Annotated in this window: 23 protein-coding genes and 1 pseudogene; 16 read left to right on the top strand and 8 right to left on the bottom strand. The window is 54.2% G+C overall.

What is annotated here, in order from left to right:
- Position 1 precedes the first annotated feature (1 nt).
- Both mepM and lpxM read left to right on the top strand, forming a co-directional pair.
- Positions 2–1,321: a murein DD-endopeptidase MepM gene (gene mepM / locus IM295_RS20565; RefSeq protein ID WP_028013619.1), complete on the top strand. Its 1,320-nt coding sequence runs from the start codon at positions 2–4 to the stop codon at positions 1,319–1,321.
- Positions 1,322–1,441: 120 nt separating this feature from the next.
- On the top strand, positions 1,442–2,413 hold the full coding sequence (gene lpxM / locus IM295_RS20560) for a lauroyl-Kdo(2)-lipid IV(A) myristoyltransferase (RefSeq protein WP_193067267.1): 972 nt from the start codon (positions 1,442–1,444) through the stop codon (positions 2,411–2,413).
- Between the two features lie 48 nt (positions 2,414–2,461).
- On the opposite strand, the gene pyk is transcribed toward lpxM, so the two are convergent.
- Positions 2,462–3,904: a pyruvate kinase gene (gene pyk / locus IM295_RS20555; protein ID WP_028013616.1), complete on the bottom strand. Its 1,443-nt coding sequence runs from the start codon at positions 3,902–3,904 to the stop codon at positions 2,462–2,464.
- A 139-nt stretch (positions 3,905–4,043) separates the two neighbouring features.
- Positions 4,044–4,913: a MurR/RpiR family transcriptional regulator gene (locus IM295_RS20550; RefSeq protein ID WP_028013615.1), complete on the bottom strand. Its 870-nt coding sequence runs from the start codon at positions 4,911–4,913 to the stop codon at positions 4,044–4,046.
- 358 nt (positions 4,914–5,271) lie between these two features.
- Here IM295_RS20550 and zwf point away from each other — a divergent pair, with 358 nt between their 5' ends.
- From zwf to kdgA, 3 genes are all read left to right on the top strand, one after another.
- Positions 5,272–6,747 carry a glucose-6-phosphate dehydrogenase gene (zwf, locus tag IM295_RS20545; protein ID WP_028013613.1) on the top strand — a complete coding sequence of 492 codons (1,476 nt, stop codon included), beginning with the start codon at positions 5,272–5,274 and terminating at the stop codon, positions 6,745–6,747.
- Between the two features lie 234 nt (positions 6,748–6,981).
- A complete protein-coding gene (gene edd, locus IM295_RS20540; protein ID WP_041909456.1) occupies positions 6,982–8,793 on the top strand; it encodes a phosphogluconate dehydratase in 1,812 nt (603 codons plus the stop codon).
- A gap of 39 nt (positions 8,794–8,832) precedes the next feature.
- Positions 8,833–9,474 (top strand): bifunctional 4-hydroxy-2-oxoglutarate aldolase/2-dehydro-3-deoxy-phosphogluconate aldolase, encoded by a 642-nt coding sequence (gene kdgA / locus IM295_RS20535; RefSeq protein ID WP_193067266.1) that lies wholly within the window; start codon positions 8,833–8,835, stop codon positions 9,472–9,474.
- 42 nt (positions 9,475–9,516) lie between these two features.
- On the opposite strand, the gene purT is transcribed toward kdgA, so the two are convergent.
- A complete protein-coding gene (purT, locus tag IM295_RS20530; protein ID WP_193067265.1) occupies positions 9,517–10,695 on the bottom strand; it encodes a formate-dependent phosphoribosylglycinamide formyltransferase in 1,179 nt (392 codons plus the stop codon).
- Positions 10,696–10,865: 170 nt separating this feature from the next.
- On the opposite strand from purT, the gene IM295_RS20525 reads away from it, so the two are divergent.
- Complete coding sequence (locus IM295_RS20525; RefSeq protein WP_045260314.1) at positions 10,866–11,516, top strand: tellurite resistance TerB family protein; 651 nt, start codon at positions 10,866–10,868, stop codon at positions 11,514–11,516.
- Between the two features lie 85 nt (positions 11,517–11,601).
- Positions 11,602–13,662 carry an oligopeptidase B gene (ptrB, locus tag IM295_RS20520; protein WP_045260313.1) on the top strand — a complete coding sequence of 687 codons (2,061 nt, stop codon included), beginning with the start codon at positions 11,602–11,604 and terminating at the stop codon, positions 13,660–13,662.
- Here ptrB and exoX read toward each other — a convergent pair.
- The 3 genes from exoX to IM295_RS20505 form a co-directional block, all read right to left on the bottom strand.
- Positions 13,659–14,321, bottom strand: coding sequence for an exodeoxyribonuclease X (exoX, locus tag IM295_RS20515; protein ID WP_025756911.1), 663 nt, complete (start codon positions 14,319–14,321; stop codon positions 13,659–13,661). The two genes, ptrB and exoX, sit on opposite strands and share 4 nt — an antisense overlap.
- Before the next feature lie 24 nt (positions 14,322–14,345).
- Positions 14,346–14,996 carry a nitrilase-related carbon-nitrogen hydrolase gene (locus IM295_RS20510; RefSeq protein ID WP_045260312.1) on the bottom strand — a complete coding sequence of 217 codons (651 nt, stop codon included), beginning with the start codon at positions 14,994–14,996 and terminating at the stop codon, positions 14,346–14,348.
- Between the two features lie 110 nt (positions 14,997–15,106).
- Positions 15,107–15,337, bottom strand: a complete 231-nt coding sequence (locus tag IM295_RS20505) for a DNA polymerase III subunit theta (protein ID WP_008500465.1) — start codon at positions 15,335–15,337, stop codon at positions 15,107–15,109.
- A 136-nt stretch (positions 15,338–15,473) separates the two neighbouring features.
- Between IM295_RS20505 and yobA the strand changes: the two genes are divergently transcribed.
- From yobA to IM295_RS20490, 3 genes are read left to right on the top strand one after another with little or no spacing between them, the layout of a single operon-like run.
- Entirely contained in the window at positions 15,474–15,845 is a 372-nt protein-coding gene (gene yobA, locus IM295_RS20500; RefSeq protein WP_069733025.1) for a CopC domain-containing protein YobA, read from the top strand.
- Position 15,846: 1 nt separating this feature from the next.
- Entirely contained in the window at positions 15,847–16,716 is an 870-nt protein-coding gene (copD, locus tag IM295_RS20495) for a copper homeostasis membrane protein CopD (protein WP_059358183.1), read from the top strand.
- Between the two features lie 16 nt (positions 16,717–16,732).
- Positions 16,733–17,071, top strand: a complete 339-nt coding sequence (locus tag IM295_RS20490) for a YebY family protein (RefSeq protein WP_028013604.1) — start codon at positions 16,733–16,735, stop codon at positions 17,069–17,071.
- A gap of 331 nt (positions 17,072–17,402) precedes the next feature.
- Here the strand turns inward: IM295_RS20490 and IM295_RS20485 are convergent.
- Positions 17,403–17,879 (bottom strand): annotated as a pseudogene (locus IM295_RS20485) (tyrosine-type recombinase/integrase); the annotation flags it as partial.
- Positions 17,880–17,977: 98 nt separating this feature from the next.
- Between IM295_RS20485 and IM295_RS20480 the strand changes: the two are divergent.
- The 6 genes from IM295_RS20480 to IM295_RS20455 all read left to right on the top strand — a co-directional run bounded on the left by IM295_RS20480 (position 17,978) and on the right by IM295_RS20455 (position 21,627).
- A complete protein-coding gene (locus IM295_RS20480; protein ID WP_193067263.1) occupies positions 17,978–18,697 on the top strand; it encodes an ATP-binding protein in 720 nt (239 codons plus the stop codon).
- A gap of 218 nt (positions 18,698–18,915) precedes the next feature.
- Entirely contained in the window at positions 18,916–19,248 is a 333-nt protein-coding gene (locus tag IM295_RS20475; RefSeq protein WP_131637079.1) for a hypothetical protein, read from the top strand.
- A 555-nt stretch (positions 19,249–19,803) separates the two neighbouring features.
- Positions 19,804–19,995 carry a hypothetical protein gene (locus IM295_RS20470; protein ID WP_041909743.1) on the top strand — a complete coding sequence of 64 codons (192 nt, stop codon included), beginning with the start codon at positions 19,804–19,806 and terminating at the stop codon, positions 19,993–19,995.
- A gap of 71 nt (positions 19,996–20,066) precedes the next feature.
- Positions 20,067–20,663, top strand: coding sequence for a DUF1367 family protein (locus IM295_RS20465; RefSeq protein ID WP_193067262.1), 597 nt, complete (start codon positions 20,067–20,069; stop codon positions 20,661–20,663).
- Complete coding sequence (locus IM295_RS20460; protein ID WP_193067261.1) at positions 20,660–20,959, top strand: DUF1364 domain-containing protein; 300 nt, start codon at positions 20,660–20,662, stop codon at positions 20,957–20,959. The genes IM295_RS20465 and IM295_RS20460 overlap by 4 nt, the downstream gene beginning before the upstream one ends.
- Complete coding sequence (locus tag IM295_RS20455) at positions 20,956–21,627, top strand: bacteriophage antitermination protein Q (protein ID WP_193067260.1); 672 nt, start codon at positions 20,956–20,958, stop codon at positions 21,625–21,627. Before IM295_RS20460 ends, IM295_RS20455 begins: the two co-directional genes overlap by 4 nt.
- 87 nt (positions 21,628–21,714) lie before the next feature.
- On the opposite strand, the gene IM295_RS23140 is transcribed toward IM295_RS20455, so the two are convergent.
- A partial coding sequence (locus IM295_RS23140; RefSeq protein ID WP_226859531.1) for a hypothetical protein occupies positions 21,715–22,045 on the bottom strand: 331 nt, incomplete at its 5' end.

Here is a 22,045-nt window from a genome sequence, read left to right as displayed (position 1 = left end):
CGTGCAACAGATAGCCCGCTCTGTCGCCCTGGCATTTAACAATCTGCCTCGACCCCACCGCGTTATGCTGGGGTCGCTTACAGTTCTCACCTTAGCGGTCGCCGTCTGGCGGCCCTATGTTTACCACCCGAGTTCTGCCCCTATCATTAAAACCATCGAGCTTGAAAAGAGCGAGATCCGCTCTTTGCTGCCTGAAGCCAGCGAGCCTATCGACCAGGCCGCTCAGGAAGATGAAGCTATCCCTCAGGATGAACTGGACGATAAAACCGAGAACGAAGCGGGGATCCACGAATACGTTGTCTCTACCGGTGACACGCTGAGCAGCGTGCTCAACCAGTACGGTATCGACATGGGCAATATCAGCCAGCTGGCCGCTGCGGATAAAGACCTGCGTAACCTGAAAATCGGGCAACAGCTCTCCTGGACATTAACGGCGGATGGCGATCTTCAGCGTTTGACCTGGGAAATGTCCCGCCGCGAAACCCGCACCTATGACCGCACTGCAAACGGTTTCAAAATGACCAGTGAAATGCAGAAAGGCGACTGGGTTAACAGCGTGATGAAAGGTACCGTGGGCGGAAGCTTTGTTTCCAGCGCCCGTGATGCGGGCCTGACCAGCGGTGAAATCAGCGCGGTGATCAAAGCCATGCAGTGGCAGATGGATTTCCGTAAGCTGAAGAAAGGCGATGAGTTTTCCGTCCTGATGTCCCGCGAAATGCTGGACGGCAAGCGCGAGCAGAGCCAGCTGCTGGGGGTGCGTCTGCGCTCCGAGGGAAAAGATTACTACGCCATTCGCGCTGAAGACGGCAAGTTCTATGACCGCAGCGGTACGGGCCTTGCGAAAGGCTTCCTGCGTTTCCCGACGGCGAAACAGTTCCGCGTCTCCTCTAACTTTAACCCGCGTCGTCTGAACCCGGTTACCGGGCGCGTTGCGCCTCACCGCGGGGTAGACTTCGCGATGCCGCAGGGCACGCCGGTGCTGTCCGTTGGCGATGGCGAAGTGGTGATGGCAAAACGCAGCGGTGCAGCAGGCTATTACGTGGCTATCCGTCACGGTCGTACCTATACCACCCGCTATATGCACCTGCGTAAGCTGCTGGTCAAACCGGGGCAGAAAGTGAAACGCGGCGACCGTATCGCGCTCTCCGGCAACACCGGACGCTCTACTGGCCCGCATCTGCACTATGAAGTGTGGATCAACCAGCAGGCCGTGAACCCACTGACGGCCAAACTGCCGCGCACCGAAGGCCTGACAGGTAAAGATCGTTCCGATTACCTGGCGCAGGCGAGAGAGGTGATACCGCAGCTGAGCTTAAACTAAGCTCTCTGTTTTGTGAAAAAAGCCGGTGTCAGCATGCGCCGGCTTTTTCTTTTGTGCGTGGGCGACTGCCTCGCTACACTATCTGAATAATTTTTCGCGTCACCAGACCCTGGAACCAGCATGGAAACAAAAAAAAATAATATTGAATACATTCCTGAGTTTGAAAAATCCTTTCGACACCCGCGCAACTGGGGCGCCTGGCTGGGAGTTTACACCTTTGCGGGCATCGCTATGCTGCCTGCCACGCTGCGCGATCCCGTACTGGGAAAAATTGGCCGTCTGGCCGGACGCTTAGGTAAAAGCGCGCGTCGTCGTGCGCAGATCAACCTCTATTACTGTTTTCCTGAAAAAAGCGATGCCGAGCGCGAGGCCATCATCGACGCGATGTATACCACCGCACCGCAGGCCATGGCGATGATGGCGGAGCTGGCGCTGAAAGGACCGGAAAAAATCATCGACCGCGTTGACTGGAAAGGGCTGGAAATCATCGACGAAATGCGGCGCAATGATGAGAAGGTCATTTTCCTCGTGCCGCACGGCTGGGGCGTGGATATCCCGGCAATGCTGATGGCTTCCCAGGGGCAGAAAATGGCGGCGATGTTCCATAACCAGGGCAATAAAATCTACGATTTTGTCTGGAATACGGTACGTCGTCGTTTTGGCGGACGTTTGCATGCGCGAAACGACGGCATCAAGCCGTTTATTCAGTCGGTACGTCAGGGGTACTGGGGCTACTATCTGCCGGACCAGGACCACGGACCTGAGCACAGCGAGTTTGTCGACTTCTTTGCGACCTACAAAGCCACGCTCCCCGCGATTGGGCGCCTGATGAAGGTTTGCCGCGCCCGCGTGATCCCGCTCTTTCCGGTTTACGACGGTAAAACGCATCGTCTGAGCATTGAAGTCCGTCCGCCGATGGACGACCTGCTGACCGCGGACGATCGCACCATCGCGCGCCGCATGAACGAAGAGGTGGAGCTGCTGGTGGGGCCGCATACCGAACAGTACACGTGGATACTGAAGCTGCTGAAAACGCGGAAGCCGGGAGAGACGGAGCCCTATAAGCGTAAAGAGCTTTACCCGAGGAAATAGAAAACCTTTACCTTGCCCCTCTCCCCTTAGGGGAGAGGGGATCGGATCTTACTCTACAGTCAGTACGCGCGTGGTATTGGTTGAGCCGATGGTGCTCATCACGTCACCCTGCGTCACGATGACGATATCACCAGACACCAGGTAACCTTTATCGCGCAGCAGGTTTACGGCATCGTGCGCCGCGGCTACGCCGTCATTGGTGCTGTCGAAGTGTACCGGGGTAACACCGCGGTACAGCGCCGTCAGGTTCAGCGTACGCTCGTGGCGTGACATGGCGAAAATCGGCAGGCCGGAGCTGATGCGAGAGGTCATCAGCGCGGTGCGGCCAGATTCGGTCATGGTGATGATCGCCGTAACGCCTTTCAGATGGTTGGCCGCATACATGGCGGACATCGCAATCGCTTCTTCCACATTGTCGAACTGGATATCCAGGCGGTGCTTGGAGACGTTAATGCTTGGGATCTTCTCCGCGCCCAGGCAGACGCGCGCCATTGCGGCCACGGTTTCTGCCGGATACTGGCCTGCCGCGGTTTCCGCTGACAGCATCACCGCATCGGTACCGTCCAGCACGGCGTTAGCGACGTCCATGACTTCCGCACGGGTTGGCATTGGGTTGGTGATCATGGATTCCATCATCTGGGTGGCGGTGATCACCGCGCGGTTCAGCTGACGTGCGCGACGAATCAGCGCTTTCTGGATACCGACCAGTTCAGGATCGCCGATTTCCACGCCCAGATCGCCACGGGCAACCATCACCACGTCAGAGGCGAGGATCACATCGTCCATCGCATCCTGATCGCACACGGCTTCCGCGCGTTCAACCTTAGCGACGATTTTGGCATCACAGCCTGCGTCACGGGCCAGACGGCGCGCATAGTTCAGATCTTCGCCACAGCGTGGGAAGGAGACCGCCAGGTAGTCAACGCCGATCTGGGCCGCCGTTACGATATCCGCTTTGTCTTTGTCGGTCAGGGCTTCCGCAGAGAGGCCGCCGCCCAGTTTGTTGATGCCTTTATTGTTGGAGAGCGGACCGCCGACGGTGACTTCAGTGAACACCTTCATCCCCTGAACTTCCAGCACCTTCAGCTGGACGCGACCGTCGTCGAGCAGCAGGATATCGCCAGGTACCACATCAGCCGGCAGGCCTTTATAGTCGATCCCGACTTTCTCTTTATCGCCTTCGCCTTTGCCGAGGTTGGCATCCAGCAGGAATTTGTCGCCGATATTGAGGAAAACTTTACCTTCTTTGAAGGTTGATACACGAATTTTTGGACCCTGCAGGTCGCCGAGGATAGCGACGTGGCGGCCCAGCTTAGCGGCGATCTCACGCACTTTATCGGCACGCAATTTATGGTCTTCTGGCGTACCGTGAGAGAAGTTCATACGCACCACGTTGGCGCCAGCGGCGATAATCTTTTCGAGGTTATTATCGCGATCGGTGGCCGGGCCTAAGGTGGTGACGATCTTGGTTCTGCGAAGCCTTCTGGACATGTAATACTCCGTTGACTGAAACAACTTTGGTGTTGCGTGAACATTGAATCGACCTTCATCTACCGCAAGGCAGCAAAGAGGGGGCCGAATGCCGAAAATCGTTACATCTAATTATGGGTTACGTCTTCGTTATCTACTTTCAGGGAACATCGCTCTTTATAAGCAATTCTTTATCAAAACGCGATTCCTTCAGCGCTTCCTTGACTCGCTTCAAGTTATCTCGGAATTTTGCGCCCCGGCGTAAGGTAAATCCGGTCGCCAGCACGTCGATTACCGTGAGTTGCGCCAGACGGGACACCATTGGCATATACATGTCGGTATCCTCAGGCACGTCCAGGGTAATGGCGAGAGTCGCCTCCCGCGCCAATGGCGTGCCGGCGGTGGTGAGGGCGATTACCATGGCATCGTTTTCACGGGCCAGCTGCGCCAGCTCAACCTGGCTTTTGGTGCGGCCAGTGTGCGAAATCAGTACCACGACGTCATCCTCACTGCAATTCATACAGCTCATGCGTTGCAGCACAATGTCATCGGAATAAATAACCGGCACGTTAAAGCGGAAGAATTTATTCATGGCGTCGTGCGCCACGGCGGCTGACGAGCCAAGACCGAAGAACGCAATGCGTTTGGCCTGGGTGAGTAAATCCACCGCGCGGTTTACTGAACTCATATCCAGACTTTGACGAACGTGATCGAGCGTGGCCATGGCCGACTCAAATATTTTTGCCGTATAGGCATCTACGCTGTCGTCTTCATCCACATTACGATTAACATAGGGGGTGCCGTTTGCCAGACTTTGTGCCAGATGCAGTTTAAAATCAGGAAAGCCGCGCGTTTCCAGGCTGCGGCAGAAGCGGTTGACCGTCGGTTCACTGACGCCCGCTTCCTGAGCCAGAGCGGCGATGCTTGAATGAATCGCCTGAGCGGGCGCGGCCAGAATGACTTCAGCCACTTTTCGCTCGGATTTGCTAAGGTGTTCCAGTTGATACTGGATTTTTTCAAGCATGTTCATTGTTAACAAGGCGCTCATGGGGGTGGAAACGATTTCACTCATTGATGAAATCTTGATTCGATTAGCCGATATTACCCCTGTGGCTTCCCTAAAGGGTAACAGTCGACAAGATAATGTTGTTGTTTTTTTTCATTACTTGATCGATGTCGGGTTTTGCTATGACCCTGTTGCGCAAATTATCGACGGCTGTTGCGTCATTACGTCGCCATAATCGGCTGAATGGCGAAAAATCGCCGTATCGCACGAGACGATAAGCGCTAATGGTTTCGGGAATGACGTAAAAGCAGTACAGTGCATTGTAATAAAATTACAACGATACCTGGCAGAAGCACCAGGTGATCCAACTGAGGAGAATGACATGGCGGTAACGCAAACAGCCCAGGCATGTGACCTGGTCATTTTCGGCGCGAAAGGCGATCTTGCACGCCGGAAATTGCTGCCTTCCCTGTATCAACTGGAGAAAGCGGGCCAAATTCATCCGGATACGCGTATCCTGGGGGTTGGGCGCGCCGACTGGGACAAGGACGCTTATACCAAAGTCGTCCGCGAGGCGCTCGAAACTTTCATGAAGGAAAAAATTGATGAAAGTTTGTGGGATACCCTCAGCGGTCGTCTCGATTTCTGCAACCTGGACGTTAATGACGTTAGCGCGTTTTCCCGTCTGGGTGCCATGCTGGATCAGAAAAACCGTGTCACCATTAACTATTTCGCCATGCCGCCAAGCACCTTTGGTGCCATCTGCAAAGGTTTGGGCGAAGCCAAACTGAACGCCAAGCCGGCGCGCGTGGTGATGGAAAAGCCGCTGGGAACGTCGCTGGCTACCTCGCGTGAAATTAACGACCAGGTGGGCGAGTTCTTTGAAGAGTGCCAGGTCTACCGTATCGACCACTATCTCGGTAAAGAGACGGTACTGAACCTGCTGGCGCTGCGTTTCGCTAACTCCCTGTTTGTGAATAACTGGGACAACCGTACCATTGACCACGTGGAAATTACCGTGGCGGAAGAGGTGGGGATTGAAGGTCGCTGGGGTTATTTTGACCAGGCCGGCCAGATGCGCGACATGATCCAGAACCACCTGCTGCAAATTCTGTGCATGATTGCCATGTCTCCGCCGTCTGACCTGACGGCTGACAGCATCCGCGATGCCAAAGTGAAAGTGCTGAAGTCGCTGCGCCGCATCGACCGCTCCAACGTGCGCGAGAAAACCGTTCGCGGCCAGTACACTGCCGGGTTTGCGCAAGGTAAAAAAGTGCCAGGCTACCTGGAAGAAGAGGGCGCGAACAAGTCCAGCAACACCGAGACGTTTGTGGCCATCCGCGTGGATATCGACGACTGGCGCTGGGCGGGCGTGCCGTTCTACCTGCGTACCGGTAAGCGTCTGCCGACGAAGTGTTCCGAAGTGGTTGTCTACTTTAAGAACCCGGAACTGAACCTGTTCAAAGAGTCCTGGCAGGAGCTGCCGCAGAACAAGCTGACCATCCGTCTGCAGCCGGACGAAGGGGTGGATATCCAGATCCTCAACAAAGTGCCGGGCCTGGATCATAAGCACAACCTGCAGACCACCAAGCTGGATCTGAGCTACTCCGAAACCTTCAACCAGACGCACCTTGCGGATGCTTACGAGCGTCTGCTGCTGGAAACCATGCGCGGTATCCAGGCGCTGTTCGTGCGTCGCGACGAAGTGGAAGAGGCGTGGAAATGGGTCGATTCCATCACTGAAGCCTGGGCTGCCGATCAGGATGCGCCAAAACCGTATCAGGCGGGTACCTGGGGGCCTGTGGCGTCGGTGGCGATGATCACCCGCGATGGCCGCTCCTGGAACGAGTTTGAGTAGGATATTCCGCTAGCCCGAAAGTGTTATTTTACCGGTAACATGATCTAACACAGCTAGTGGCACAATTTTTATACTTTTAAGCTCCGCGTGGATTCACCCGCGGGGCTTTTTTTATTACACTGCCGGAAGTGATTTTGCCCCTGAGCTCCGGACAGCAAGCGTTTCAGCGTTGTTAACAACCGCCAGCGACTTTGTAAACTCCCGAGCCCGGACAGATAAATTAAAGGAGCTTTTATGAATCCTGTATTGTTACGCGTAACACAACGCATTATCGAGCGCTCGAAAGAGACCCGTTCGGCCTACCTCGCCCGCATTGAACAGGCGAAAAGCAACACCGTTCACCGCTCCCAGCTGGCCTGCGGTAACCTGGCCCACGGCTTCGCCGCCTGCCAGCCCGATGACAAAGCCTCCCTGAAAAGCATGTTGCGTAACAATATCGCTATTATCACGTCCTATAACGATATGCTCTCCGCGCATCAGCCGTATGAGGTCTATCCCAACATCATTCGTAAAGCGCTGCACAGCGTGAACGCGGTCGGGCAGGTGGCTGGGGGCGTCCCGGCCATGTGCGACGGCGTGACGCAGGGGCAGGATGGTATGGAGCTGTCGCTGCTGAGCCGCGAAGTGATTGCGATGTCTGCGGCTGTGGGCCTGTCACACAACATGTTTGATGGCGCGCTGTATCTCGGCGTGTGCGACAAAATCGTCCCGGGACTGGTGATGGCAGCGCTGTCGTTTGGTCATCTGCCTGCGATTTTCGTGCCGTCCGGCCCGATGGCCAGCGGTCTGCCGAATAAAGAAAAAGTGCGTATCCGCCAGCTGTATGCGGAAGGCAAAGCCGATCGTCAGGCGCTGCTGGAAGCCGAAGCCGCCTCCTACCATGCGCCGGGCACCTGTACGTTCTACGGCACGGCCAACACCAACCAGATGGTGGTGGAGTTTATGGGGATGCAGCTTCCGGGCTCGTCCTTCATCCAGCCGGACGCGCCGCTGCGCCAGGCGCTGACCGAGGCCGCGGCCCGTCAGGTGACGCGCCTGACAGGAAACGGCAATGAATGGATGCCGATGGGCAAAATGGTCGACGAAAAAGTGATCGTCAACGGTATCGTCGCCCTGCTGGCGACCGGCGGGTCAACTAACCACACCATGCACCTGGTGGCCATGGCGCGCGCGGCGGGTATCCTGATTAACTGGGATGACTTCTCCGACATCTCCTCCGTGGTACCGCTGATGGCGCGTCTGTACCCGAACGGGCCGGCGGACATCAACCACTTCCAGGCTGCGGGCGGCGTGCCGCTGCTGATGCGCGAGCTGCTGAAAGGCGGTCTGCTGCATGAAGACGTGAACACCGTAGCCGGATTTGGTCTGCAGCGCTACACCCAGGAGCCGTGGCTGAACAACGGCGAGCTGGACTGGCGCGACGGGGCAACCGCGTCTCTTGATCCGCAGGTGATTGCCACTATCGACAAACCGTTCTCCCACCACGGCGGTACCAAAGTGCTGAGCGGCAACCTTGGCCGCGCGGTGATGAAAACCTCTGCCGTGCCGGAAGAGAACCAGGTTATCGAGGCCCCGGCGGTAGTGTTTGAAAGCCAGCACGACGTGTTGCCTGCCTTCGACGCCGGTCTGCTGGATAAAGACTGCGTGGTGGTCGTGCGTCATCAGGGGCCAAAAGCGAACGGCATGCCAGAATTACATAAACTTATGCCACCACTTGGTGTATTATTGGACCGCCGTTTCAAAATTGCGTTAGTGACCGATGGCCGCCTGTCAGGCGCATCCGGCAAAGTGCCTTCCGCCATCCACGTCACGCCTGAAGCCTACGACGGCGGCTTGCTGGCGAAAGTGCGCGACGGCGACATGATCCGCGTGAACGGCCAGACTGGCGAGTTAACCCTGCTGGTGGATGACGCGGAGCTGGCGGCACGTCAGCCTCATATTCCTGACCTGAGCGCATCGCGCGTGGGGACCGGACGCGAAATGTTCAGCGCGCTGCGTGAGAAGCTCTCCGGTGCGGAGCAGGGCGCAACCTGTATTACGTTTTAAGACGACTTGATTTTAACGATCTGGCGAGAGAGAACTCTGATGAAAAACTGGAAAACAAGTGCAGAAGCAATCCTGACCACTGGCCCTGTCGTGCCGGTTATCGTGGTAAACAAGCTGGAGCACGCTGTGCCAATGGCGAAAGCGCTGGTTGCGGGCGGCGTTCGCGTTCTGGAAGTGACCCTACGTACCGCCTGCGCGATGGATGCCATCCGCGCCATCGCTAAAGAAGTGCCGGACGCCATCATCGGTGCGGGTACCGTTCTCAACGCGCAGCAGCTGGCGGAAGTGACCGAAGCCGGCGCACAGTTTGCCATCAGCCCGGGCCTGACCGAGCCGCTGCTGAAGGCCGCGACCGAAGGCACCATTCCCTTGATCCCGGGCATCAGCACCGTTTCTGAACTGATGCTGGGCATGGACTACGGTCTGAAAGAGTTCAAATTCTTCCCGGCGGAAGCGAACGGCGGCACCAAAGCGCTGCAGGCGATTGCGGGTCCCTTCTCTCAGGTACGTTTCTGCCCGACGGGCGGTATCTCCCCGGCTAACTACCGCGACTACCTGGCGCTGAAAAGCGTGCTGTGCATCGGCGGCTCATGGCTGGTTCCGGCGGATGCGCTGGAAGCGGGCGACTGGGATCGCATCACGAAACTGGCTTGTGAAGCGGTTGAAGGCGCGAAGCAGTAAGCCATATGCAGCATGAAAAACGGGCCTTTCGGCCCGTTTTTTTTATCCTGCTACCTGAACGTTCGCAGCCGCCGCTTTTGCTCTTGCTACGGCCTCGTCAACGTTACCCCCGGTGGCTAACGCCACGCCCAGACGACGCGTACCGTCGATCTCCGGCTTGCCGAACAGACGGACCTGCAGGCCTGCGCCCACCGCGCCTTCGACGTTATCAAACGTCACATTCTGGCTGGTCAGCTGCGGAAGGATCACCGCCGACGCCGCCGGGCCGTACTGGCGGATGCCGCCAACCGGCAGGCCGAGGAATGCGCGCACGTGCAGGGCGAACTCCGAGAGATCCTGCGAAATGAGCGTGACCATACCGGTGTCGTGCGGGCGAGGGGAGACTTCGCTGAAGATCACTTCGTCACCGCAGACGAACAGCTCCACGCCGAACAGGCCATAACCGCCCAGGGCCAGAACGGTCTTACGGGCAATCTCCCGGGCACGCTCCAGCGCCAGGTCGCTCATCTGCTGCGGCTGCCAGGATTCACGATAATCGCCATCTTCCTGGCGGTGGCCAATCGGGTCGCAGAAATGGACGCCGTCCACGGCACTGACGGTGAGCAGAGTGATTTCGAAATCAAACTTCACCACGCCTTCGACGATCACGCGACCGGCACCGGCACGGCCACCCTGTTGCGCATAATCCCACGCGCTGTCCAGCGCGCTGCTGTCGCGAATAAAGCTCTGACCTTTCCCGGAAGAGCTCATCACCGGCTTAATGATGGACGGGTAGCCAATCTCTTCAACGGCCTGCAGGAATGCGGCTTTGTCACCCGCAAAACGGTAGCTTGAAGTAGGTAGCCCCAGCTCCTCCGCCGCCAGGCGGCGAATGCCTTCACGGTTCATGGTCAGCTTTGCCGCTTTGGCGCAGGGCACCACGCGCTGGCCTTCCTGCTCAAGGGCGATCAGCGTATCGGTTGCGATAGCTTCAATTTCCGGCACGACAAAATCCGGTTTCTCCCGTGCAATGAGCGTACGCAGAGCATCACCGTCCAGCATGTTAATCACATAAGAACGATGGGCGACGTGCATGGCGGGCGCGTCGGCGTAGCGGTCTACGGCAATCACCTCCACCCCTAAACGCTGACACTCAATGGCGACTTCTTTACCCAGTTCGCCCGATCCCAACAGCATTACGCGCGTCGCCGCAGGTCGCAGCGCGGTTCCTAAACGAGTCATAACATTCCCCCTGAAAAAGATGCGCGCAGTATAAACGAAAACGTTTGCGTCTGTCTTGCGCACGGCAAAAGGGCAGACCAGAAATTTGCGCTTCTTTAGGCTTGATGGACATTTCCTGACGCCTGCTCGCTTACGCTGGAGAACATGTTAACCGTTAAGCGAGGGAAACCATGTCAGGCTGGTTAAATCAACTGCAATCCATGTTAGGGCAGAAAACGTCTGGTTCCGGCGAACAGGGGCTTAGCAAACTGCTGGTACCGGGGGCGCTCGGTGGGCTGGCAGGGCTGCTGGTTGCCAATAAATCCTCACGCAAGCTACTGGCGAAGTACGGTACCGGCGCGCTGCTGGCCGGGGGCGGCGCTATCGCCGGCACCGTGCTGTGGAACAAATATAAGGACAGGGTGCGAGCGGCGCACCGCGATGAACCTCACTATGGGGAGCATACTTCTCCGCTGGATCTGCGCACGGAGCGGCTCATCCTGGCGCTGGTGTTTGCCGCCAAAAGCGACGGGCATATTGATGATAATGAAAGAGCGGCTATCGAACAGCAGCTGCGCGAGGCGGGTGTTGAAGAACAGGGCAGAACGCTTGTGGCGCAGGCCATTGAACAGCCGCTCGATCCGCAGCGTCTGGCACTGAGCGTGAAAAATGAGGAAGAGGCGCTGGAACTCTATTTTCTCAGCTGTGCCGCCATAGATATCGATCACTTTATGGAGCGTAGCTACCTTAACGCCCTCGGCGACGCGCTGAAGATCCCTCAGGACGTGCGCGAGGGGATAGAAAAAGATATCGGGGAACAAAAACAGGCGCTACAGGGCTAACTCGCGTCCCCGGGGTCATGTTTCGCTTGCATCATGCGCGGGTTTTGCCAACCTTATAGGGTGTAAAACTTAAAAGAATGATGACATGCCACCGAAAGCCCGACGTACTCCTTATGCGATCGTCACGCATGGCGATACGCGCATAGACAACTACTACTGGCTGCGGGACGATTCGCGTTCCCGGCCAGAGGTGCTCGACTACCTGCACGAGGAAAACGACTATGGCCGCAGGGTCATGGCCAGCCAGCAGGCGCTGCAGGACCAGCTGCTGAACGAAATGGTGCAGCGTATTCCCCAGCGCGACATCTCCGCGCCCTGGACCAAAAACGGCTATCGCTATCGCCATATCTATGAGCCGGGCAACGAGTATCCCATCTATCAACGACAGTCGGTATTAAGCGCCGAGTGGGATGAATGGGACATTTTACTGGATGCGAACCAGCGCGCCGCCCACAGCGAGTTTTATACCCTGGGTGGTATGTCCATCTCCCCGGACAACACCATCATGGCGCTTGCGGAGGATTATCTCTCCCGGCGCCAGTACGGCCTGCGTTTTCGCAATCTGGAAACCGGCAACTGGTATCCGGAAATGCTGGAAAACGTCTCCCCGGATTTTGTCTGGGCGAACGATTCCGAGACGGTCTACTACGTTAAAAAGCACGCCTCCACGCTGCTGCCTTATCAGGTGTGGCGCCATACCGTAGGCACGGACTCAGCCGATGACGAGCTGGTCTATGAAGAGAAAGACGAAACGTTTTATGTCAGCCTGCATAAAACCTCCTCGCGCCACTATGTGATTATCTTCCTCGCGAGCGCCACCACCTCGGAAGTGCTGCTCCTGGATGCCGAACTGCCTGATGCCCAGCCGCTCTGTTTCCTGCCGCGCCGCAAGGATCACGAGTACAGCCTGGATCACTTCCAGCACAGCTTTTATCTGCGTTCGAATCGTGAAGGCAAGAACTTTGGTCTGTACAAAACCAAGGTGCGCGACGAGCGCAAGTGGGAGGTGCTCATTCCCGCGCGGGATCAGGTGATGCTGGAAGGGTTCACGCTGTTTACCGACTGGCTGGTGGTGGAGGAGCGCCAGCGGGGGCTGACCAGTATCCGGCAGATCAACCGTAAAACGCGCGAGGTGATAGGGATTGCGTTCGACGATCCGGCCTACGTCACGTGGATCGGCTTTAACCCGGAACCTGAATCGTCCCGGCTGCGCTACGGCTACTCGTCGATGACTACGCCGGATACGCTCTTTGAGCTGGATATGGATACCGGACAGCGCCAGGTACTTAAGCAAACCGAAGTGAAGGGCTTTGATTCCGACAATTACCGCAGCGAACACCTGTGGGTCACCGCGCGCGATGGCGTGGAGGTGCCGGTTTCGCTCGTTTATCACAAGGCGCATTTCCAGAAGGGTAAAAATCCGATCCTGGTCTACGGCTACGGCTCCTATGGCTCCAGCATGGATGCCGACTTCAGCAGCAGCAGATTAAGCCTGCTCGACCGCGGCTTTGTTTTCGCCATTGCCCATATTCGCGGCGGCGGCGAGCTGGGGCAGCACTGGTATGAAGACGGGAAATTCCTGAAAAAGAAAAACACCTTCAACGACTATCTCGACGTCTGCGATGCGCTGATTGAGCAAGGCTATGGCGATCCTCAGCTTTGCTTCGGCATGGGCGGCAGCGCGGGGGGGATGCTGATGGGGGCGGTCATAAATCAGCGCCCCGATCGCTTTAAGGGCATTGTTGCGCAGGTCCCGTTTGTCGATGTGGTTACCACTATGCTCGATGAGTCCATCCCTTTGACGACCGGGGAGTTTGAGGAGTGGGGCAACCCGCAGGATGAAACCTATTATCGCTATATGAAAGAGTACAGCCCGTATGACAACGTGGAAGCGAAAGCGTACCCGCACATGCTGGTGACGACCGGTTTGCACGATTCACAGGTGCAATACTGGGAACCGGCAAAATGGGTAGCAAAGCTGCGGGAGCTGAAAACCGATGACAACCTGCTGCTGCTCTGTACCGATATGGACTCCGGGCACGGGGGGAAATCGGGTCGATTCAAATCCTACGAAGGGGTGGCCCTTGAGTATGCCTTTTTGATAGGCCTGGCCCAGGATACGTTGCCAGGCCGTGTGCAGCGTTAAGCTTCGCCCAGATAGTGTTTCAGGGTTAAGCGCAGCTCCGGGCTCATTTTGTCGAGGTTGTTATACAGCCAGCGCAGATAGCCCGGATCTTTATCCGCAATATCCGATACCGCTCTCCCGCGGTATTTGCCGAAGGTGAACGTCGTCAGCAGCGCAGGGCGTCCGGTGATCGTTGCCATATCATCCGGCGTCCAGCCCGATGTGTTCATAATATCTATGAGCAGCGCAGCGGTGATATAGCAGTCATACAGGGCGCGGTGATGGTGCAGCCCTTCAGGGGTTCTGACGCTGAGCTTGCGGGATTTATACAGCGCCATATTGCTGTACTTGATCCCTGGCCAGAGGCGACGCGCCAGCTTCATGGTACAAATCCACTCCCCGGGCATTTCGGGGAGTACCCTACGGTCAAAGCTGGCGTTGTGGGCAACGTACCATGGGCTGCCGTAGTAGTGCGGGATAACGTCTTCTATCCAGGGTTTATCCGCCACCATTGATTCTGTAATGCGATGGATAGCCATGGCCTGTGGGCTAATAGGACGATCGGGACGCACCAGATGGCTCATCGGGTTGACGATTTTTCCATCAACCACGTCGACCGAGGCCACTTCCACAATTCCGCCCTGAAGATCGCAAGTTTCGGTATCAATGACGCGCAGCATGAAAATCTCCTGAGCTTAAAACGCTTAGCCTAAAGGAATGATATCGCCTTGCCAACCCTGTCCGTTGCGCGTGCCGGTCAACAGGAGCTCACCCTTATCTGCCCGAACGATCAGCTGGCCTTTTTCATCCCATAACGCGCTGCCCGCGCCGGCATTTGCCATTAACACCGCGATGGCATACCTGTGTGCAAAGCGCTGCAGGGTATTGATGGACTGTCGCCAGCGGTAATCCCTCACCGACTGGCAGCTGGTGAAGAGTGTTGCCTGCGGATCAAGATTCGGTGAATCGCTTTGCCCATCGATAATCGTGAGTTGTTTATCACCCGGCACCAGGCTGGCGCCGCTCCCCTGAGGGTAACGCAGAATACGATCGCGGGAGGGGATAAACAGCGCAAGGCCTTTCTGGCGCTGACCGTTTCGTTCAACGGGAAGCCCTGCAATGAGGGTAATGCGGTAAAAATGCGCGGCATCAAGCAACGGCTGTAGTCGATCGTCTTCGGGCGGAAGCGGTAATGCCGTCGCGCCCGGGCCGGTTAATGAGAGTTCCGGGAAAACCAGCAAATCGCACTGATGCTGTGCTGCTTCGGCAATAAAGTGGAGATGGTGCGCAATATGGTCATCTACGCTGTGATGCTGCCCGCCATACTGGGCTGCCGCAATATTCCAATGTGACATCGTGACTTCCTTATACACAGAGTCGCAGGTATTAAAGAGTACACCTAATTTAATCAGGGTTTTCTTATCCTGCCAGATTCCGCGTAAGGAAGTGTAACGAGTCGTTAAGCTTATTTAACTTTCGGCTCGTACGGCAAGCGGGAGAGGTTGACCGAGGCGAGACGGTGGGCAATTAACCTTTCGCGAAACCAGTCACGCAGATGGGCGGGCTGTTCTCGCTCCACCACTTCAGCCACGACGGGCATGTTGTAACGCTCTTTAAAGGCGACGCCAGCGGCAGCGAGATCGACATTCACTTTATCCATCTCGTCCTGAGGAAGGGCGGCCAGATTGATCTTCATTACCTTCTCCTTATTTTGCGACGGCAACGTTACCGCGATTGCGCGACGATGACAAGCAGAGCGGGATGATCCTCGACTCGTTTATTATACAGCGTTATTCTTTAGCATACAGACATAACAAAAAGGAATGATTGTGATGGGTTTATCCGCTTCCCGCGCGGTATGCGCACTGGTTTTTTTGGCCTCAACGGTAATCTCACCCTCCGTGCTGGCGCATGCGCATCTTAAGCAGCAGAGCCCGGCAGCGGACAGCCAGGTGGCGTCACCGCAGGTGCTGACGCTGAATTTCTCCGAAGGTATCGAGCCCGGATTTAGCGGCGTCGTGGTGACGGATGCGCAAAAGCAGGTGATCAAAACCGGTACCGCCACGCGAGACGAAAAGAACAAAGCACAGCTGACCGTTCCGCTGGAACAGACGCTGGCGCCGGGGGCTTACCGGGTGGACTGGCACGTGGTTTCCGTCGACGGCCATAAAACCAAAGGCAGCTATCGCTTCAGCGTGAAATAGCATGCTGGGACTGTTATACGTAGGATTGCGCTTTATCCATTTTGCGGCGCTAATGCTCGTTTTTGGCAACGCGCTTTACAGCGTCTGGTTTGCGCCTTCCGGGCTGCACCGCCTGATGGCCCGACGTTTCCAGCTCCAGCAGAGAGTGGCGTCCATCGTCAGCCTGACCGCTGCGATCCTGATGTTTATGCTTCAGGGCGGCTTAATGGGCAACGGCTGGGGCGATGTGTTTAACCCGCAAATCTGGAACAGCGTGCTGGGAACGCAGTTTGGTGGCGTCTGGTTGTGGCAAATTATCCTCGCTGCCATCACCGTTGTCGTCGCGTGGCTCGCGCCGCTGAAAGGCTCGCGCCTGCTGCTGCTCGCCATGGGCCAGCTTATCCTGCTGGCAGGGGTAGGGCACGCGGCGATGAGCGACGGCCCGATGGGGGCGATACAGCGACTCAATCATGCTGTTCACCTGCTGTGTGCCGCAACCTGGGTGGGTGGATTGCTGCCGCTGCTGTTTTGCATGCGTCTGGCGAAAGGACGCTGGCAGAACGCGGCCATCTATACCATGATGCGTTTCTCGCGCGTGGGGCATTATGCCGTCGCAGGCGTGCTGCTCACCGGCGTAGTGAATGCGCTGTTGATTCTGGGCATTCATATTCCCTGGCAGGCTGGCTACGTGCAGTTTTTGTTGTTCAAATGTGCTCTCGTGGCGTTGATGGTGGCAATTGCGCTGGCAAATCGGTATTTTCTGGTGCCACGGTTCCGTCCGGATTCCGGGCGCGCACAACAGATGTTTATCAGGATGACACAGGCAGAGGTGGTGCTGGGCGCGCTGGTTCTGGCAACGGTCAGTCTGTTTGCTACCTGGGAACCCTTCTGACAAGGTTAACTATTAAATGAAAAAGACAGTACTTTCTCTCTTACTGCTGGCCTGCGCGGGAAGCGCTCTGGCGGCACCGCAGGTAATCACCGTAAGCCGCTTTGAAGTGGGCAAAGACAAATGGGCCTTTAATCGCGAAGAGGTGATGCTGACCTGCCGTCCGGGCCATGCGCTGTATGCGATCAACCCGAGCACGTTGGTCCAGTACCCGCTCAACGATACCGCTGAGCAGCAGGTCGCCAGCGGCAAGAGCAGCGGTCAGCCAGTCAGCGTGATTCAGATTGATGACCCGGCCAACCCGGGGCAGAAGATGAGCCTGGCACCGTTTATCGAGCGCGCTGACAAGCTCTGCTGACGTTCAGGTTTCCAATAAAAAAACCGCAGATGCTCGCCAAAGCACTGCGGTTTTTCACTTTTAATGATGCTCTGACGCTTTTTTTCAGGCCACTTTTGCTGTGGACTGGAAAACCTGGCGTCGTCATCTATTCTTAAAAGGCAAGGCGACTTAGCCTGCATTAATGCCAACTTTTAGCGCACGGCTCTCTCCCAAGAGCCATTTCCCTGGACCGAATACAGGAATCGTATTCGGTCTCTTTTTATCTGCCTTATAAATCAGGGTGTTACAAGGCGCGACACGAAATTACACGAAAAATGCACGAAATCACATATCCGGTCTTTTGTGCCTGTTACAACAATGTAAACACTTTCTCCCTCACATCCAAGTATTTTTCGGTCATTTTTTTGGATGTATGACCGAACAGTTTCTGCACAAAATCTTTTCCCCGACTAGCTTCATACGTGCGACCAGACAAGCTTCTGATCTCATGGAAAGAGGGGGGATGTTCAGAAAACTCCAGCCCCGACAATTTCCTCGCCTTCACAAAACCTTTCGTCAAACTGTCCAGATGAATAGCTCCGTCAGGACTGTTTTTACGCTTGCCGGCACTTATCAGAAAATCAGTTGTACTCAGCAAACGACAGCGATCAATGATTGCGCTCAGACGTATTCCGTTCAGTGACAGGGATAACGGTATGGCAATCATTGCCCCCGTTTTTATCTGGGTTACGTGTAAACGGTCATCATAAACATTAGTGAACCGCATGTTCGCTATATCCTCGCGGCGTTGCGCGGTTACCAACGCAAGATCCATTGCCAGTGGTACCCGCCAAGCAATTTCAACATGGCTCAGACGAGCCGACCTGACATTACCAGCGTTTCAAAACCAGATAGCTCAATTCCTGACGGCTTTACGGGGTGAACATGCGCGATATGGCTGACGTGATAAAACGGCTTCAGAAAATTGTCCCTGCCGGAGTACAGCCCAAGTTCTCCAGTGCTGAGGAGCTTATGGCATGGCAACAGGAAGAGGCGCGCAAGCACTCAGAAAAGCTGAACCAGGAGAACAGCCGTACCAGGTTAGAAAAGACATTCGGTCGCTCGGGCATTCGTGAACGTTATCAAAATTGCACGTTGAAAAATTATTCGGTAGTGAATGATGGCCAGCGCAAAGCGTTGTCTTTGGCAAAATCCTGGCTGAATAATTTCGGATCTGGCTGCGCATGTTTCGTTTTCAGTGGCAGCCCTGGGACGGGTAAAAACCATCTTGCAGCAGCGATAGGAAATGCTCTCCTGGCTCAGCACAAAAGCGTTCTGATTATTACCGTTGCTGACCTCATGATCGAGTTCAAAGCGGGGTTCAGTAGTGGAAAATCAGAGGCCGAGCTGATGGAGCAGATGTCGCGCGTCGATTTGCTTGTTCTAGATGAAGTTGGCGTTCAGATGTACTCACAATACGAAAAGGTCATTTTGCATCAGGTCATTGATCGACGAACGGCAATGCTTAAACCCGTTGGGGTGCTGACCAATCTTAAGGAGGTAGAGTTAACGCAGACTATAGGGGAGAGGGCGCTTGATCGTCTTCGAATGGGTGGTGGGATGTGGGTGAATTTCGATTGGCCAAGCTATCGTGGCTGTCGCTGATAATTTTTCCCAAAGTAAAATCATATAACGAACGTAATGATGTAATTTTTTACCCCTCGGCAAAAACGATATTTTAGTCAATAAATTCTTTAAGAAAAGGCTAGTAAGAGTCTAAACTATCTTAGAACCTTGAGTATGTTCATGAGCTTGAAGTTGCATTTGAGTATGTATTTATATTGTTGGACTCGTAAAAAATTTCGATTTGAATGGAGATCAAAGTGAGAATTAAAGCATTAGCTATTTTTTTAGCAGCAATCTGTTCAGTACCAGCGATTGCAAAGGAACCCGCCAGTTCAAAACCATTACCAAAACTTGAAAACGTCTATGCAGGGTTATTATGTGGTTACTTCGATGAAGAAGCTCCTAGCCCAGAACTTGTAAGCAAAGCGGAAGCAAGGATTAAATTAGCTACTAAGAGCAATAAGACCTACGTTGCGTCTTCAGCTAAACGTGTAGCAAAAGCATATGCCTATCGAGACAGAGATCGCGGTGGTGATTGCTGGGCTAATGTACAAGACGAATATTGGGAACCCAAAAATCAACCCAAATGAATTTTCGTTGATACCAGTAATGTCCAGTTGATGTGACAAATCAGCGCCCACCAGGCCGTCCTCATGAGATCGCGATAAGCTTTGTGGGCACTTCCACCAAATGTATATAAATATACACCTTAGCAACTAATGACCTTAAGACCCTGCCATCATGCCGTTGAAGCTTGATTTGCCTCTCTGAGCATCAATCATACTGCACGCGCTTTAGATACATAGCAGCCTATTAATATTGTTTGGATTATTTATCACCTACCCAAAAAAGTAGGGACTCCCAAAGTTATGGTAACGCTATGAATAATATAGATTTCTGAAAGATGTTAGTTACTTTCCAATTATGGTGGTCGTAAATTAATCAATTAAATGAATTAGTTATCACCGGTCAAAAGTCTGTGTAAATGGGTGGAAATGACTACTGTATGCGTATACAGTATTTTTTATCTCGTGAGTTAAGAGCCGTATAGAGAACCGGCTTATTAGTCAGTGCTTACAGAAAATCACAAGTCAGGACGCGCGAGGAAGACAAAGAGACTACCTCTGAGAGAACAGGAGAAGCGGGTGTACATTCCAGATCATCTTATATTGGGTATACACGACAGCGACAGGTCGCTGGTTATTCGCAGAAATCGAGATGGTTCCTTCAAAGATGGGTTTGTAATGCGTCCTGACGAATTTGTTGCCAGCCTGGCGCTGATCGATGAGGCACGAAAACTTGTAGCCCCCGAAGAGCGTCAAGGAGATGACGACTGATACACTTATGATTTATAATAGTTATCGGGTCTGAACAACCCTGCTGAAACACTGTGCCACCGGAGAGAACGATGGCACAGATTATACAACTCTTTAAATCTTCACCCACCACCCTGACCACGGCTACGCCCGAGGCCAGCGATTTTTTGCAACGTATCAAAATCGGCGTGTGGCTTAACTGCGACGTTAAGCAAGCCCGAAACTACCTCTTCCATAAGCGCTTCTTCGCTCTGCTCAATCTTGGGTTCGAATACTGGACACCCACCGGAGGGGCGATTACCCCTGCGGAAAAAGAATACCTTCACGGTTACGTGCGTTACCTGATCTCGATGGCAGGCAATGACGATCTCCTTTTAGAAACTGAGAAGGTTTACAACGAAACCCACGGGCAGTGGCGAACGAAAGAAGCGGCAATCACCAAATCGTTCGAAGCCTTCAGAAAGTGGGCCGTTGTTGAGGCTGGTTTCTTCGATACCTTCATCCTCCCTGATAACACCATTCGCCGAGAGGCAAAATCGATCTCGTTTTCCAACATGACGGAGGCCAAATTTTTCCAGGTCTACAAAGCAGTTTTTAACGTCCTGTGGAACACCATTCTCTTTAAAAAATTCCGCAACTATCAGGAAGCCGACAACGTAGCCATGCAGCTGCTGGAGTTCGCAGCATGAAGAAAAAACCCGACCTACGCAAAGCTGCACGTGGGCGCGAATGCACAATTCGCATTCCTGGCATCTGCAACCACGATCCAGAAACCTCATGCCTTGCACATTACCGACTTGCGGGTACGTGTGGCACCGGATGCAAACCTGATGATGAACAAGGCGCTATTTCCTGCAACGCCTGTCATGACGTGATTGACGGTCGCGTTAAAACCAAAGAATACACCTATGAAGAACTTCGGCTTATGCACGCTGAAGGTATTCTTCGCACACAAAAAATCTGGCGAGATGAGGGGTTAAGATGAACGCGCAGCAACTGGAATATGTACGCATTCAACTACGCGCTGCGCTGGTCGATGACTCAGGCGGCACCAAAGGCCAACTGGAGGCGTTCGCAGAGCATCCACCAGCTGATAAAAACAGGAACCCGCGCCAGCAACTACACGTTGTGGAACTTGATAACGGGCGCGGCGGTGTTCGTCGCGTTAAAGCTGAAAATAGTGCTCTCTACGTCCTGGAGACGCGCAGTCGCCGCCGTCCTATGCCTCCGATAAAAGATAAGGCTTTCTCTTCGTGTGCGTGGCGTAGAGCCGTTCTAAAACTCGATGTTAGCCAACAGGCCTGGATCAAATACTGCTATGGGTTTGATCTTAACTTCAGGTATCAACGGGAGATTTGTCGCTTTGTCTGGATAAATTATATGAAGCAACAGGGGGGGCTTAAATTACAGAAACGTGTGGAAAAACGTTTGATTCAGCTTGTGTGGCTGGCCGTTCAGGAAATTGCTGTCCGCAATACAAATGAAACTTACAGAGACTATGCAGCGACAACATTAGCTGGTTTTTTGTCAATGCATCGTGATACCTGGTATGAAACTTATGCGGAACCGTGGAGTGAATTTAAACGCTTATGCACCTTATTGGATTCTAATTGCTTGAGCAGTATCCAACAATATTGTTTACTAATGTCTTGAGATTTACAACGATGAAGAAACCTATCGGCGCGCTATAAAGGTTAATAAAGCAATATTCGCCCCGTATTTGGGGCGAATATTGCGGGGTTAATTCAAAACAATGTAGTCATCGTCACTTGACTCTATTGTGTTTGTTCTTATTGTTGATAAGTATAAATAATCAGTGTCATCGTTTTCCAACGAGCGTGTGATTATAGTGCTTGTGTATTCTGCAAATGCAGAGCTAATCTGACATGAGTTGTTGGTAATAAAGCTATCATCTGTTGTTTCGATGGTTTCAGTTATGGTTGTCCAATCCTTCAGGTTTAAGTAATCATCATCGTTAGTTTCAATAGAAAACGTTCTTGTTGTCGACTCTAGAATAGTCTTGCAAGAAGGAGCAATATCTGTTGTCTCACTGTATAACATTATATATGGC

Source organism: Enterobacter cloacae complex sp. P14RS (assembly GCF_014895895.1).
Classification (GTDB): domain Bacteria; phylum Pseudomonadota; class Gammaproteobacteria; order Enterobacterales; family Enterobacteriaceae; genus Enterobacter; species Enterobacter bugandensis.
Note: the sequence above shows the minus strand (reverse complement) of the source record. Positions and strands in the feature narration are given on the sequence as shown.